Source organism: Nocardioides ferulae (assembly GCF_003660455.1).
Taxonomy (GTDB): Bacteria; Actinomycetota; Actinomycetes; order Propionibacteriales; family Nocardioidaceae; genus Nocardioides; species Nocardioides ferulae.
Genome location: NZ_QZVR01000001.1, coordinates 310,363 through 323,017 on the forward strand (window position 1 = coordinate 310,363; position 12,655 = coordinate 323,017).

At 72.2% G+C, this 12,655-nt stretch carries 12 protein-coding genes; 7 read left to right on the forward strand and 5 right to left on the reverse strand.

Going from position 1 to position 12,655, the window contains the following annotated elements; translation table 11 throughout:
* Positions 1 to 50: 50 nt before the first annotated feature.
* From whiA to D6B71_RS01520, 7 genes are all read left to right on the forward strand, one after another.
* A complete protein-coding gene (gene whiA, locus D6B71_RS01490; RefSeq protein WP_121251285.1) occupies positions 51 to 1,037 on the forward strand; it encodes a DNA-binding protein WhiA in 987 nt (328 codons plus the stop codon).
* A gap of 204 nt (positions 1,038 to 1,241) precedes the next feature.
* The gene (gene gap / locus D6B71_RS01495; RefSeq protein ID WP_121251287.1) at positions 1,242 to 2,237 is read left to right on the forward strand and encodes a type I glyceraldehyde-3-phosphate dehydrogenase; all 996 of its coding nucleotides are present in this window, start codon (positions 1,242 to 1,244) and stop codon (positions 2,235 to 2,237) included.
* Between the two features lie 4 nt (positions 2,238 to 2,241).
* Positions 2,242 to 3,444, forward strand: coding sequence for a phosphoglycerate kinase (locus D6B71_RS01500; protein WP_121251289.1), 1,203 nt, complete (start codon positions 2,242 to 2,244; stop codon positions 3,442 to 3,444).
* 175 nt (positions 3,445 to 3,619) lie between these two features.
* Positions 3,620 to 4,414 carry a triose-phosphate isomerase gene (gene tpiA / locus D6B71_RS01505; protein WP_121251290.1) on the forward strand — a complete coding sequence of 265 codons (795 nt, stop codon included), beginning with the start codon at positions 3,620 to 3,622 and terminating at the stop codon, positions 4,412 to 4,414.
* A 30-nt stretch (positions 4,415 to 4,444) separates the two neighbouring features.
* On the forward strand, positions 4,445 to 4,681 hold the full coding sequence (secG, locus tag D6B71_RS01510; RefSeq protein ID WP_121251292.1) for a preprotein translocase subunit SecG: 237 nt from the start codon (positions 4,445 to 4,447) through the stop codon (positions 4,679 to 4,681).
* Between the two features lie 15 nt (positions 4,682 to 4,696).
* Positions 4,697 to 5,056: an RNA polymerase-binding protein RbpA gene (locus tag D6B71_RS01515; RefSeq protein WP_121251294.1), complete on the forward strand. Its 360-nt coding sequence runs from the start codon at positions 4,697 to 4,699 to the stop codon at positions 5,054 to 5,056.
* 234 nt (positions 5,057 to 5,290) lie between these two features.
* Positions 5,291 to 6,262, forward strand: a complete 972-nt coding sequence (locus D6B71_RS01520; RefSeq protein WP_121251296.1) for a type IV toxin-antitoxin system AbiEi family antitoxin domain-containing protein — start codon at positions 5,291 to 5,293, stop codon at positions 6,260 to 6,262.
* A 145-nt stretch (positions 6,263 to 6,407) separates the two neighbouring features.
* Here D6B71_RS01520 and pgl read toward each other — a convergent pair whose 3' ends face one another.
* From pgl to tal, 5 genes are read right to left on the reverse strand one after another with little or no spacing between them, the layout of a single operon-like run.
* A complete protein-coding gene (pgl, locus tag D6B71_RS01525; protein WP_121251298.1) occupies positions 6,408 to 7,190 on the reverse strand; it encodes a 6-phosphogluconolactonase in 783 nt (260 codons plus the stop codon).
* Positions 7,187 to 8,200 carry a glucose-6-phosphate dehydrogenase assembly protein OpcA gene (locus D6B71_RS01530; protein WP_121251300.1) on the reverse strand — a complete coding sequence of 338 codons (1,014 nt, stop codon included), beginning with the start codon at positions 8,198 to 8,200 and terminating at the stop codon, positions 7,187 to 7,189. The genes pgl and D6B71_RS01530 overlap by 4 nt, the downstream gene beginning before the upstream one ends.
* Before the next feature lie 40 nt (positions 8,201 to 8,240).
* The gene (gene zwf, locus D6B71_RS01535) at positions 8,241 to 9,803 is read right to left on the reverse strand and encodes a glucose-6-phosphate dehydrogenase (RefSeq protein ID WP_121251302.1); all 1,563 of its coding nucleotides are present in this window, start codon (positions 9,801 to 9,803) and stop codon (positions 8,241 to 8,243) included.
* Positions 9,804 to 9,831: 28 nt separating this feature from the next.
* Positions 9,832 to 11,490: a glucose-6-phosphate isomerase gene (locus tag D6B71_RS01540; RefSeq protein ID WP_121251304.1), complete on the reverse strand. Its 1,659-nt coding sequence runs from the start codon at positions 11,488 to 11,490 to the stop codon at positions 9,832 to 9,834.
* Entirely contained in the window at positions 11,487 to 12,593 is a 1,107-nt protein-coding gene (gene tal, locus D6B71_RS01545; RefSeq protein WP_121251306.1) for a transaldolase, read from the reverse strand. Before tal ends, D6B71_RS01540 begins: the two co-directional genes overlap by 4 nt.
* Between the last annotated feature and the right edge of the window lie 62 nt (positions 12,594 to 12,655).

Here is a 12,655-nt window from a genome sequence, read left to right on the forward strand (position 1 = left end):
GCTCCCGAGGGCCCTCCTGGCGCGATTGACTCGCGTGCGAGGATTCCCGCATGGCGATGACGGCACAGGTGAAGGCGGAGCTCGCCAGCACCCAGATCACCAAGACCTGCTGCCGCAAGGCCGAGGTGGCGTCGATGCTGCGGTTCGCCGGCGGGCTGCACCTGGTCGGCGGTCGGGTCGTGGTCGAGGCCGAGCTCGACACCGGCGCTGCGGCCCGGCGTCTGCGCAAGGACATCGCCGAGGTCTACGGCCACCAGTCCGACGTGGTGATGGTGCAGGGCAACGGCATCCGCAAGGGCAGCCGCTACCTGGTCCGCATCGCCCGCGACGGCGAGGCACTGGCCCGCCAGACCGGCCTGCTCGACCAGCGAGGCCGGCCGGTCCGGGGCCTGCCGCCCGCGGTCGTCACCGGTGGTGGCTGCGACGCCGTCGCGGCCTGGCGCGGCGCCTTCCTGGCCCACGGGTCGCTCACCGAGCCCGGGCGTTCGTCCTCGCTCGAGGTCACCTGCCCCGGACCGGAGGCCGCCCTGGCGCTGGTCGGGGTCGCCCGCCGGCTCGGCATCGCCTCCAAGGCGCGCGAGGTGCGCGGCGTCGACCGGGTCGTGATCCGCGACGGCGACGCCATCGGCCAGCTGCTCACGCGGCTCGGCGCCCACGAGTCGCTGATGGCCTGGGAGGAGCGGCGGATGCGTCGCGAGGTGCGCGCCACCGCCAACCGGCTGGCCAACTTCGACGACGCGAACCTGCGCCGCTCGGCGCGGGCCGCCGTCGCGGCCGGTGCGCGCGTCGACCGGGCCATGGAGATCCTCGGCGACGAGGTGCCCGACCATCTGCGCATGGCCGGGCAGCTCCGGCTCGAGCACAAGCAGGCCTCACTGGAGGAGCTCGGCCAGCTCCACGAGCCGGTGCTCACCAAGGACGCCATCGCCGGCCGCATCCGGCGCCTGCTGGCGATGGCCGACAAGCGGGCCGAGGAGCTCGGCATCCCCGACACCGAGGCCTCGCTGACCGCGGAGATGCTCGCCGACGAGGCGTAGGCAGCGCAGCCCCCCCGCGGGCGGCTCCGCGTGGCGGCACTAGGTCCCCTCTGTGCGGGACCTCCGACCCCTACTGCCCGGTATCGCTCCCGGCGAGGTTGGGTGCGGGCGCAGGACCGATAGGGTCGACGGTGACGCGGGCTTGCGCCCGGCGATCGCACCAGAGCAGTCCGCACTGTCCGCCAATCAGCAGGAGTTAATGCAGTGACCGTTCGTGTAGGTATCAACGGGTTCGGCCGCATCGGCCGCAACTTCTTCCGGGCCGTCGTGGCCTCCGGCGCCGACATCCAGATCGTTGCCGTCAACGACCTGACCGACAACCAGACGCTCGCCACCCTGCTCAAGTACGACTCGATCCTCGGTCGGCTCGACGGCGACGTCACCGCCACCGAGACCGAGATCTCCGCCGCCGGCCACACCTTCAAGGCCTTCGCCGAGAAGGACCCCGCAGCCCTCCCGTGGGGCGAGCTGGGCGCCGACATCGTGATCGAGTCCACCGGCTTCTTCACCGACGCCACCAAGGCCAAGGCCCACATCGACGGCGGCGCCAAGAAGGTCATCATCTCCGCGCCCGCCAAGAACGAGGACGTCACCGTCGTCATGGGCGTCAACGAGGGCGACTACGACCCGGCCTCGCACACGATCATCTCCAACGCCTCGTGCACCACGAACTGCCTGGCTCCGATGGCCAAGGCGTTGCACGACGAGCTCGGGATCGTCAAGGGCCTGATGACGACCATCCACGCCTACACCGGCGACCAGAACATCCTCGACGCCCCGCACAAGGACCTGCGCCGGGCCCGCGCCGCCGCGCTCAACATCGTGCCGACCTCCACCGGCGCCGCGAAGGCGATCGGCCTGGTCATGCCGGAGCTCAAGGGCAAGCTCGACGGCTACGCCCTGCGCGTGCCCACCCCGACCGGCTCCGCCACCGACCTCACCTTCGAGGCCGGCCGTGAGACCACCGTCGAGGAGGTCAACGCCATCGTCAAGGCGGCGGCCGACGGCAAGTTCCTGCGCTACAGCGAGGACCCCATCGTCTCCACCGACATCACCACCGACCCGGCGTCGTGCATCTTCGACGCGCCGCTGACCAAGGTCATCGGCAACCAGGTCAAGGTCGTCGGCTGGTACGACAACGAGTGGGGCTACTCCAACCGCCTCGTCGACCTGGTCGACTACGTGGGCGCGAGCCTCTGACCCGATGACGAACACGATCGACGACCTGGGCGACCTGCGCGGCAAGCGCGTCCTCGTCCGGTCCGACCTCAACGTCCCGCTCGACGGCGACCGGATCACCGACGACGGGCGCATCCGGGCCAGCCTGCCGACCCTGCGCAAGCTGGTCGACGCGGGCGCCCGGGTCGTCGTCGTGGCCCACCTGGGCCGTCCCAAGGGCAGCCCGGATCCGAAGTACTCCCTCGCACCGGTCGCCGCGCGGCTCGGTGAGCTGCTCGGCGCGGACGTCTCGTTCGCGGCCGACACGGTGGGCGAGAGCGCTCGCAGCACCGTCGACGGCCTGGCCGACGGTCAGGTGGCGGTGCTCGAGAACGTCCGGTTCAACGCCGGCGAGACCAGCAAGGACGAGGCCGAGCGCGGTGCCTTCGCCGAGCAGCTCGCCGCCCTCGCCGACGTCTTCGTCTCCGACGGCTTCGGCGTGGTGCACCGCAAGCAGGCCAGCGTGTATGACGTCGCGCAGCGGCTGCCGCACGCCATGGGCGGACTCGTGGCCGCCGAGGTCGAGGTGCTCAAGCGCCTCACCGTGGACCCCGAGCGTCCCTATGTGGTCGTGCTCGGCGGCTCCAAGGTCTCCGACAAGCTCGGCGTGATCGACAACCTGCTCGGCAAGGCCGACAAGCTGCTGATCGGCGGTGGCATGGTCTTCACCTTCCTGGCGGCCCAGGGTCACGAGGTCGGCAAGAGCCTGCTCGAGGAGGACCAGCTCGAGACCTGCCGGTCCTACCTGGCGCGCGCCGAGGAGTCCGGCGTCTCGATCGTGCTGCCCACCGACATCGTGGTCGACACCGCGTTCCCCTCGGGTGAGCGGGAGCCTCAGCCGCGGGTCGTGCCGGCAGCCGAGATCCCGGCCGACAGCCTGGGCCTCGACATCGGGCCAGAGTCGGGCGCTGCTTTCGCCGCGGCGCTGGCCGACGCTCGCACGGTCTTCTGGAACGGCCCCATGGGCGTGTTCGAGGTCGAGGCGTTCGCCGACGGCACCCGCGCCGTCGCCGAGGCCCTGACCAAGGCCCCCGGGCTGACCGTGGTCGGCGGCGGAGACTCCGCCGCCGCGGTCCGCAAGCTCGGCTTCGACGAGTCGGCGTTCGGCCACATCTCGACCGGTGGTGGCGCGAGCCTCGAATACCTCGAGGGCAAGCAGCTTCCGGGCATCACGATCCTGGACGACTGACCCTGCGCGCGGGCTTCGTCCCGTGCGCTGCGCCATCCGCGGCGGGCCCCGCCCGCCGCGGGTGGCCGGTCGGGGCCGTCGGCCCCGGCACCACAGCACCGAACCGCCACGGGGCACCGCCGCCGTGGACCCCAGACCGGGGCAACCCCCCGGACCTCGACGCGAAGGAAGTGCCATGGTCAACGCGCGCACGCCGCTGATGGCGGGCAACTGGAAGATGAACCTGAACCACCAGGAAGCCGTGGTGCTGGTCCAGAAGCTCGCCTGGACCCTCTCGGACAAGCGGCACGACTACGCCAAGGCCGAGGTCGTCGTCGTCCCGCCGTTCACCGACCTCCGCTCGGTGCAGAGCCTGGTCGACGGTGACCGGCTCTCGATCAAGTACGCCGCGCAGGACGTCTCCCAGCACGACGGCGGCGCCTACACCGGTGAGATCTCGGCCGAGATGCTCAGCAAGCTCGGCTGCTCCTACGTGGTCGTCGGTCACTCCGAGCGGCGCGAGTACCACGCCGAGAGCGACGAGCTGGTCAACGCCAAGGCGCACAAGGCACTGGCTGCCGGCATGACGCCGATCGTCTGTGTCGGCGAGGGCCTCGAGGTGCGCAAGGCGGGGGAGCACGTGCCCTACACCCTCGCGCAGGTCGACGGCTCGCTGGCCGGCTTCACCGCCGAGCAGGTGGCCGAGCTCGTGGTCGCCTACGAGCCGGTCTGGGCGATCGGCACCGGAGAGGTGGCCACGCCCGAGGACGCCCAGGAGGTGTGCGCGGCGATCCGGACCCGCATCCGCGAGGTGCACGGCGACGCCGCCGCCGACGGCGTACGCGTTCTCTACGGCGGCTCGGTGAAGGCCTCCAACGTCGCCGGCATCATGGCCAAGGACGACGTCGACGGCGCGCTCGTGGGCGGCGCCAGCCTGCAGGCCGAGGAGTTCGGCGGGATCTGCCGGTTCTACGACATGCCGGTGCTGTGACCGGCCGGTTGTGACGTAGGCTCATCCCTCGTGGAAACCCTGATCACGATCCTGTTGATGGCCTCGAGCGCCATCATGATTCTGCTCGTGCTCCTGCACAAGGGGCGTGGCGGTGGCCTCTCCGACATGTTCGGCGGTGGCGTCTCCAGCTCGCTCGGCGGCTCCTCGGTGGCCGAGCGCAACCTGGACCGGCTCACGGTCGGCATCGGGGTCATCTGGTTCGCCTGCGTCATCGCCATGGGCCTGCTGCTGGCCTACCAGAACTGAGGAAGGACACCGCACGTGGCTGGTGGAGGAAACGCAATCCGGGGGAGCCGGGTCGGTGCCGGTCCGATGGGCGAGGCCGAGCGTGGTGAGGCGGCGCCCCGTCAGCCGGTGACCTACTTCTGCGCGAACGAGCACCGCTCGGTGGTGACGTTCTCGATCGAGGCCCAGGCCCCCGAGGCCTGGGACTGCCCCAAGTGCGGCCTCCCGGCGAGCCTCGACTCCGAGAACCCGCCCCCGGCACCGAAGATCGAGCCCTACAAGACCCACCTGGCCTATGTGAAGGAGCGCCGCTCCGACCAGGAGGCCGCCGACATCCTCGACGAGGCCGTCCGCCTGCTCCGCAGCCGCCGCAAGTCCGGCGAGATCATCTTCTGATCCGCCGCTGATCGTCACCACGCTGACCTGCCATTCGTGGTGGGTCAGCGGACGGTGACCTGTCATTCGTGGTGGATGTCCGGGCGCTGACCTGCCATTCGTGGTGGATGTCCGGGCGCTGACCCGTCGCTCGTGGTGGTCGTCCGGGCGCTGACCCGTCGCTCGTGGTGGTCAGGACGCGCGCCTGTGGATAGCCGGTGGTGAGATCGCCCTCGACGGTGCACCGTCGAGGGCATGTCCACGTGGCTCCCCGCCGACTCCCGGCTCCTCGACTCCACCTGTCCGCTGCCCCTCGACCACCCATTCACGCCGCGCCAGGCTGAGGTGTGGGGAGTCAGCCGGGCCACTCTTCGCACGCTTGTGCAGCGCGGGCTGGTGCGCCGTGTTGTCCGAGGCGTGTACGCCGTGCTGCAGGCGCCCGGTGACCTCGAGTTCCGGGCCCGGGCTCTCCACCTCGTCGTCGCCCCGGACTCGGTGGTGACCAGCCGTTCCGCGGCGTGGCTGCACGGAGTCGACGTCCTTCCGCGCGACGCCCGGACGACGGTCGTCCCCGTCTCCGTGCATCGTCGACCGGGTCGCCGGGTTCGCCGTCCCGGCGTGGCGAGCGGTGAACGGATGCTGCTCCCCAGCGATGTCGTCGAGGTGCACGGACTGGCGGTGACCTCGCCGTTGCGGACGGCCTGTGATCTCGGCCGCGAGCTGTGGCGGTTCGACGCCCTCGCGGCGCTCGACCAGTTCCTGCGCCTCGGCGTCGACTCAGCTGAGCTCCTTGCCGAGGTCGGGCGGTTCAAGGGCTACCGCGGTGTCATCCAATTGCGGACTCTCGCGCCGCTGGCCGATCCCCGGGCCGAGTCACAACCGGAGTCGGCGCTGCGACTGCATTGGATGGACGCCGACCTGCCGAGCCCGGTCCCTCAGCACTGGGTGTGCGACGACGTGGGCAACCCCGTCTATCGGATCGACATCGCGGCTCCGGAAGTTCGCTATGGCGCCGAGTACTACGGCGCGGCGCACCATGACGGGGAGGCGGCCAGGGCGCGGGACAGGGAGCGGTTGGCCTGGCTCGAGGCGCGAGGATGGGTGATAGACGTGTTCAAGTCCCGCGACGTGTACGGCGCGGAGGGACGGGCGCGACCTCGGCTGCGGGAGGGATGGCTGCGAGCCCGCGGCGCGCTCGAGGCTGGTACGACGTACCCCGCCGCCTGAGCGTCGACCGAGCCACCGACCACGAGCGGCGGGTCAGCGCGCACCCACCGACCACGAGTGGCGGGTCAGCGCGCACCCACCGACCACGAGTGGCGGGTCAGCGCGCACCCATCGACCACGAGTGGCAGGTCAGCGGGAAGACGGGTCAAAGGCGGGTAGCGGCGGCCCGGTCGAGGAACCAGAGGGTCTGCTCGCGGCCACGGACCCCGGCAGCGGGGATCTGGTGGAGGTCGGGGGCGGAGGGCGTGCCGGAGCCGGAGGGCCCGCCGGCGAGCGCGCGGGCCGCCGCGCCGGCCTTGCCCTCGCCGCTGACCAGGAACCACACCGAACGGGCCCGGTTCAGCGCCGGGAAGGTGAGCGTGACCCGCTCCGGCGGGGGTTTGGGCGACCCGGTGACGCCGACCGCGGCGCGGTCGGTCACGTCGAGCTCCGGGCGACCCGGGAAGAGCGAGGCCACGTGGCCGTCGGGGCCCACCCCGAGCAGCACCAGGTCGAAGTCGCCGCCCAGGTGTGCCTCGAGGTCCGCGGCGTACTGCTCGGCGGCCTCGTCGACGCTCCCCGCGGCGGCCGTCGACGGCGCCTCGTGCACGTGCGCCGCCGGCACCCCGAGCGGAGCGAGCATGGCCGCGTGGGCGTCCACGGCGTTGCGGTCGGTCGAATCGGGGGCGACGAACCGCTCGTCGCCCCACCAGAAGACCACCCGGGACCAGTCGACCCGGTCGTCGCCGGGGGCGTCGACGGCGCCGGAGTGCCGGGTCACCTCGCGGTGGAAGGCCTCGGCGATCGAGCCGCCGGTGAGCGCGACGTGCGGGGTGCGGCCGTCGGCCTGCAGTTCGACCAGGCGGGCCACGAACGCACCGGCGGCGGCCGAGGCCAGGTCGGCGGCGTCGTCGTGGACCTCCACGATCGGGGCGGGAAGGGTGCTCACGAGCGTCCTCTCTTCGGCTTCGGGCCGGCCGCCTTCTTGGTGGGCCTCGTGGACCTCGTGGACCTCGTGGCCGGGGGCTTCGACGCGGGCGCCGTCTTGCCGCCGGGGACGCCGTGCTTGGCGACCCAGGCGGTGGTGGCGGCGTAGACGTCGTCCTCGTCGAGGTGGCGCAGCTCCTCGGCCAGCAGCTCGGGCAGGTCCCGCCGCTTCAGCGCGGTCGGTCGATCGGGGTGGCCGGGGGAGGAGTACGTCGCCAGCCGGCCGTCGGGCCGGCTGATCCGGATCGGGCCCTCCTTGCTCTCCAGCACGGCCTCGGTGATGCCGGGGCCCGACGAGCTGGAGCGGGTGACCTCGACCTTCAGGCGGTCGGCCAGCCACGCGGCCAGCAGGTCGGCGCTCGGGCTGTACCGCTCGGCGGTGACCGACGCCGAGGTGACCGTGAGGTGGTGCTGGTCGAGCGCAGCGGCGAGCAGGGCCCGCCACGGTGTGGTGCGGGTCCAGGACAGGTCGGTGTCACCGCGGGTGTACGCCGAGCACTGGGCGTGGACGGCCTTCGTGCGGCCGCGGGTCACGGTCGCGGTGTCGGTGATCCGGCGCTGGGCGAGCGCTCCGAGCGGGTCGTCGGCGGGACTCTCCGGCGGCGACCCCGCCCACCAGACGGCGACGGGCGAGTCGGGCAGCAGCAGCGGCAGCACGACCGACTCGGGGTGCTTGCTCACCTCGCCCTCGAGCCGGATCAGCGCGGTCTCACCCGACCAGCCGGAACCGGTGCCGACCCGGGCGTGCACCGCCGACCGGCCACGGGCCGGCCCGATCACGACCACGAGCACCCGGGCGGGGTGCTCGTGGGAGGCCTGCTGGGCGACCGCCATCGCCTTCTCGCACTCGTCTTCGGACGCGACGACGACGAGCGTCATCACCATGCCCATCGCCGGGCTGCCGGCGCGGGTGCGGGCGCGCACGAACTCCGCGGCGATCGCGGACGAGGTGGTGTCGGTCAGCTCGATCATCGGGCTCCCCCGGTGGGCTTGGTACGGCGTGCCGGCCGGTTCACGGCCGTCTCCAGGCGCGACCGTCGCGGGCCAGCATCTCGTCGGCCGAGGCGGGGCCCCAGGACCCGGAGGGGTACGGCTCGGGCGGGGTGCGCCCCTCCTCGTCCTGACGGGCCCAGAAGTCGAGGACGGGGTCGAGGATCCTCCAGGACAGCTCAACCTCCTGGTGCCGGGGGAACAGCGGCGGGTCGCCGAGCAGCATGTCGAGGATCAGCCGTTCGTAGGCCTCGGGGCTGGTCTCGGTGAACGAGCCGCCGTAGGCGAAGTCCATGTTGACGTCGCGGATCTCCATCTGGGTGCCGGGCACCTTCGACCCGAACCGCAGCGTCATCCCCTCGTCGGGCTGCACCCGGATCACCAGCGCGTTGGAGGTGAGCTCTTCGGTGGAGAGCGGACTGAACGGCAGGTGGGGTGCGCGCTTGAACACGATCGCGACCTCGGTGACCCGGCGGCCCAGCCGCTTGCCGGTGCGCAGGTAGAACGGCACCCCGGCCCAGCGTCGGTTCTCGATGTTGAGCTTGACCGCGGCGTAGCTCTCGGTGGTCGAGTGCGGGTCGATGCCCTCCTCGTCGAGGAAGCCGGGCACCTGCACGCCGCCGGACCAGCCGGGTGCGTACTGGCCGCGCGCGGTGGCCAGGTCGAGCCGCGAGGGCAGCACCACGCTGGAGAGCACCTTCTGCTTCTCGATGCGCAGCGCCTCGGCGTCGAAGGCGGTCGGCTCCTCCATCGCGACCAGCGCGAGGAGCTGGAGCAGGTGGTTCTGAATGACGTCGCGGGCCGCCCCGATGCCGTCGTAGTAGCCCGCGCGCCCGCCGATGCCGACGTCCTCGGCCATGGTGATCTGCACGTGGTCGACGTAGTTGGCGTTCCAGATCGGCTCGAAGAGGGTGTTGGCGAAGCGCATCGCCAGGATGTTCTGGACGGTCTCCTTGCCGAGGTAGTGGTCGATCCGGAAGATCGACCCCGGTGGGAAGACGTCGTCGAGCACCTGGTTCAGCGCCTGGGCCGACTCGAGGTCGTGCCCGAACGGCTTCTCGACCACGACCCGCCGCCAGGCGTCGGTGCCGGAGTCGGCGAGCCCGTGCTCGCGCAGCTGGCCGACGACGTCGCCGAAGAACGCCGGCGGGATGGCCAGGTAGAAGGCGTGGTTGCCGTCGGTGCCGCGCTGCTGGTCGAGCTCCTCGACGGTGCGGCGGAGCGTGTCGAAGGCCTCGTCGTCGTCGAAGTTGCCCGGCACGAACCGCAGGCCCTCGGAGAGCTGCTCCCAGACCTCCTCGCGGAACTCGGTGCGGGCGTTGGCCTTCACCGCGTCGTGGACGATCTGCGCGAAGTCCTGGTCGGCCCAGTCGCGGCGGGCGAACCCGACCAGGCTGAAGCCCGGCGGCAGCAGTCCCCGGTTGGCGAGGTCGTAGATCGCGGGCATCACCTTCTTGCGCGACAGGTCGCCGGTGACGCCGAAGAGCACCATCCCGCAGGGGCCGGCAATCCGGGGGAGCCGCCGGTCCTGGGGGTCGCGCAGCGGGTTGGTCCAGCCGCCGGACGCCTGCTTCGCCGGGCTCACGGGCGCCCCCGACGCCGACGAGGGGCCGTCATCGCAGAGCCTGGGCGACCGTGTCGAGGTCGCCGGGTCCCGAGACGTGCAGCCGCAGCAGCGGGCGGCCCTTGTCGGCCAGCACCCGTCCGTCGCCGACCGCCTGGGCGGTGAGGAACTCGTGGAACGTGAACGGCCGGTCCGGCACCGCCAGGTCGGCCTCCGGCTGCCCGGTGACCTGCAGATAGACGCCGGTGTCGGGGCCGCCCTTGTGGTACTGCCCGGTGGAGTGCAGGAACCGGGGACCCCAGCCGAAGGTGACCGGCCGGCCGGTGCGCACGGCGAGGGTGTCGCGTACGCCGGCCAGTGCGGCGTCGCGGTGCCGGTCGAGGTAGGCCTGCACCGAGACGTAGCCGGCGGTGTCGTCGAGCCGGTCGAGCAGGGCGGAGACGGCGTCGGCCACCGTGCGGCACCCGTCGGGCAGCCACCCGTCGGAGGCGAAGACGGTGATCGGGCCGTCCTCGAACACCGGGGTGGGGGTCTCGCCGGCGCCCTCGAGCAGGTCGCGGGCGGCGGCCTTGGCGCTCTCGACGTCGGGCTGGTCGAAGGGGTTGATGCCGATGATCCGCCCGGCGATCGCGGTGGCGTACTCCCACAGGAGCAGCTGCGCCCCGAGCGGTGCGTCGAGGATCGCCGCCCAGCCGGGGCCGGGGGCGATGTCGACGAGCTCGCGGCCGGGACCGAAGGTGACGAGCACCGAGTCGGCGGTCGCCGGCGTCAGGTTGGGAGCGTCGAGCCGGTCGACGACCACCGGCAGGATGCCCTTGCCGTCTTTCCCGGTCGACTCGGCGACCAGCTGCTCGGCCCAGTCGCCGAGGCCGGAGAACGCCGCACCGTCGCTGGCCAGCACCAGCTTGTCGGCGCCGGCCAGGTTGGCGGCGCCGAGCAGCGCACCCAGCCGCAGGGCCGGGTTGTCGGGGGAGTCGGACTCCAGCAGCGGCCGGATCGCCTCCGCCTCCTCGAGCAGCACCGCGACGTCGGCGCCGGCCAGCCCGCTGGGCACCAGGCCGAAGGCGGTCAGGGCGGAGAACCGGCCACCGACCTGCGGGTCGGCCAGGAAGACGCGATAGTCGGCGCCACGGGCGGCCTGCTCCAACGGCGAGCCGGGGTCGGTGACCACCACGATCCGGTCGGCCGGGTCGATGCCCGCGTCACGGAAGGCCTTCTCGAACGCGCGCCGCTGGCTGTCGGTCTCGACGGTGCCCCCGGACTTGCTCGAGACCACCACGACGGTGCCGGCGAGGTCGTCCTCCATCGCCGCGCGCACGAAGTCGGGGTCGGAGGAGTCGAGCACGACCAGGTCGACGCCGTCGGCGCCGCAGATGACCTCGGGCGCCAGCGAGGAGCCGCCCATGCCGCAGAGCACGACCCGGTAGAGCTCCTGCTCGCGCAGCTCGACCTCGAGGGTGGCGATGTCGGTGATCAGGTCGTGCGAGCGCCGGGAGAGGTCGACCCAGCCGAGCCGCTTGCCGGACTCGGCCTCGGCCTCGGGGCCCCACAGGGTGGCGTCACGCGCCGCGATCCGGCTGGCCACCCGGTCCTCGACCAACTGGTCGAGGGTGGCGACGTAGCGCTCCCGGTCGGCGCACCGGACCAGCACGTCGTGGCCGGGGCCGGAGACCCGGCTCCACCCCTCTGGGGCAGTCGACCCACTCATGCCTGCTTCTCCATCTGCTCGGCGACGGTGGCCACCAACTCGTCCCACGAGGCCACGAACTTGTCGACGCCCTCGGTCTCGAGCACCTGCAGCACGTCGGCGAAGTCGACGCCGACGGCGGCGAGCCGCTCGAAGACCTGCCGCGCGTCGTCGGCGCGGCCGGTGACCAGGTCGCCGGGGGCCGCCTCGCCGTGCTCGGCGTACGCCTCGAGGGTCTTCTGCGGCATCGTGTTGACGGTGCCGGCCACGACCAGGTCGGTGACGTAGAGCGTGTCGGGGTAGTCGGGGTTCTTCACGCCCGTCGAGGCCCACAGCGGCCGCTGGGGGTTCGCGCCGGCCTCCGCCAGTAGCCGCCAGCGCTCACCCCCCACGACCTCCTGGTACGCCGCGTAGGCGAGCCGGGCGTTCGCGATCGCCGCCCGACCGCGCAGCGCCAGCGCCTCGTCGGAGCCGATCGCCTCGAGCCGCTTGTCGACCTCGCTGTCGACGCGGGAGACGAAGAACGAGGCCACCGAGTGGATGCGGGAGAGGTCGAGGCCGGCCTCGCGCGCCTGCTCGAGCCCGGTCAGGTAGGCGTCCATCACCGCCCGGTAGCGCTCCACGTCGAAGATCAGCGTGACGTTGACGCTGATGCCCTCTGCGATCGCGGCGGTGATCGCGGGCAGTCCCTCGACCGTGGCCGGGATCTTGATCAGCGCGTTCGGGCGGTCGACCGCCTGCCACAGCGCCCGCGCGGAGGCCAGGGTGCCCTCGGTGTCGCGGGCGAGTGCCGGCTCGACCTCGATGGAGACCCGGCCGTCGGCCGGGTGCTCGGCATGGACCGGCGCGAGGATGTCGCAGGCGTTGCGGACGTCCTCGGTGGTCAGCTCGAAGACCACCCGTTCGACCGGCTCGCCGGCGGCGACCAGGCGGCGTACCTGGTCGTCGTAGCGGGCGCCGTCGGCGATCGCGCCGGCGAAGATGGTCGGGTTGGTGGTCACGCCCGTGACGGAGCTGTCCTTGACCAGCTCGGCCAGGTTGCCGGTCTCGACCCGCTCGCGCGACAGGTCGTCGAGCCAGATCGAGACCCCGGCGTCCGCCAGGGCCTGCAGTCGGTCACTCATGCTTCCTCCTACGTTGGTGCTGGTCGGGTACCCGGTGGCGGGGCGCTCAGTCGCGTCCCGCC

Coding starts and splice junctions, on each gene's coding strand:
- whiA (WP_121251285.1), top strand. CDS start 51: ATGGCGATGACGGCACAGGTGAAGGCGGAGCTCGCCAGCACCCAGATC.
- D6B71_RS01500 (WP_121251289.1), top strand. CDS start 2,242: ATGACGAACACGATCGACGACCTGGGCGACCTGCGCGGCAAGCGCGTC.
- tpiA (WP_121251290.1), top strand. CDS start 3,620: ATGGTCAACGCGCGCACGCCGCTGATGGCGGGCAACTGGAAGATGAAC.
- D6B71_RS01520 (WP_121251296.1), top strand. CDS start 5,291: ATGTCCACGTGGCTCCCCGCCGACTCCCGGCTCCTCGACTCCACCTGT.
- D6B71_RS01530 (WP_121251300.1), bottom strand. CDS start 8,200: ATGATCGAGCTGACCGACACCACCTCGTCCGCGATCGCCGCGGAGTTC.
- D6B71_RS01540 (WP_121251304.1), bottom strand. CDS start 11,490: ATGAGTGGGTCGACTGCCCCAGAGGGGTGGAGCCGGGTCTCCGGCCCC.
- tal (WP_121251306.1), bottom strand. CDS start 12,593: ATGAGTGACCGACTGCAGGCCCTGGCGGACGCCGGGGTCTCGATCTGG.